Raw genomic sequence first — 1,356 nt, forward strand, 5'->3', positions numbered from 1 at the left:
AGAGACTCACGCGATGGCCCTCTTACGTCAGGGACCGACACGCCGCCATCACTTACACCACTCCCCGGGACGCTCCCCGGCTGATCCAGGTATGCACGCACTTGCGTGAAATACCCATCGCGTCTGCGATGTGGGCTTGTTTCCAGCCGACCTGATAGCGCTGCACGATCAACAAACGGCCATAAAACGTTGTGCGGGCATTACGGTGGGACATGAGAACCTCCGGAGCAGGTATGGGCATTCGACACGCCACACCCCACCCGGGGGTTCTCCTCACATCAAGCCGACACGCCTGCTACCAACGTCCTGGCCGAGTACACCTAGGCCCCGGCACGTGCCAACGGGTCGGCGAGCGCCTCGATCTTGGTCACCAGGCCGTCGCGGATCGTCAGCACGATGGCGGCGAAGAGCCGGCGATCGGCGAAGGCCAGGACGGCCGGTTGGCCGGCCGGCCCGCTGACCAGCGTCACCTCGGGCCCCAGGTAGCGGAGCAAGTTGGTGGCCACCGCGTGCGGCCCGTGGTTGATCTGCGGTGGCGGTGCGGGATCGGCGAGGACCGTGCCCACGCCCCAGACCGCGGGATCCAGGACGGCGGTCAATCCCGCGATGTCGCCGTTGGCGCAGGCGGTGATGAATTTTTCGGCGACGAGCTGGTGCTCGGCCGAGGCAACGTCGGTCAACTTGGGTTGTGTCGCAGTGAATTTGGCCCGCGCCCGGCGAGCCAACTGGCGGCAGGTGCCGATGGGGCGGCCCACGGTCTCGGCGATGTCGTCGAACGGCACACCGAACACGTCGTGCAGCACGAAGGCGACGCGTTCACCCGGGCTGAGCCGGCGCAGCACCTCCAGCAGGGCGGCGCGGACCTCGTCGTCGAGGGTGACCCGGTCGGCCGGATCCAGGCGCGGCGCCGGCACCTCGTCAATCTCGCCCGGGCGCTCGTAGCGGGCCCGGGCCGACCGCACCTGGTCGAGGCAGAGCCGGCTGGCCACCACCGTCAGCCAGCCCCGCACGTCGTCGATCGAGTCGATGTCGGCGCGCGACAGCCGCAGAAACGCTTCCTGCGCAACATCTTCGGCGTCGCCGACGTCCCCCAGCATCTGGTAGGCGAGGTTGACCAGGTACGGCCGGTGGCGACGCCAGGCCTCGGTGACCTGTGCGCTCGGTGACTGCGACGGTTTCATGAAGTCTCGACGAGGCGGGGCGAGAAAAAGTTACGCATTCCGCCCGTAACTTTCCCACCTTTGCCGCCGTCCTTGGTGCAGTGCAGGAAAATCCCGAAAGGAGGCTCCCTAATGCGTTTGTCAAGCCGCGTTGGTGCTGCCGGCCGGGTTGTAGGGCTGTCGGGTGCGCAACATG

Annotated in this window: 1 protein-coding gene and 1 pseudogene; both read right to left on the reverse strand. The window is 67.1% G+C overall.

Features of this window, described 5'->3' with window-relative positions:
- Positions 1–58 precede the first annotated feature (58 nt).
- Positions 59–214: pseudogene (locus AWC19_RS03190) on the reverse strand (helix-turn-helix domain-containing protein); the annotation flags it as partial.
- 106 nt (positions 215–320) lie between these two features.
- Complete coding sequence (sigI, locus tag AWC19_RS03195) at positions 321–1,181, reverse strand: RNA polymerase sigma factor SigI (protein WP_085076652.1); 861 nt, start codon at positions 1,179–1,181, stop codon at positions 321–323.
- Positions 1,182–1,356 lie beyond the last annotated feature (175 nt).

Origin of the sequence: Mycobacterium palustre (genome assembly GCF_002101785.1) — a bacterium.
GTDB lineage: Bacteria > Actinomycetota > Actinomycetes > Mycobacteriales > Mycobacteriaceae > Mycobacterium > Mycobacterium palustre.

Bases quoted from the DNA above. Each gene is read 5' to 3' on its own strand.
- sigI (WP_085076652.1), bottom strand. From the start codon at position 1,181: ATGAAACCGTCGCAGTCACCGAGCGCACAGGTCACCGAGGCCTGGCGT.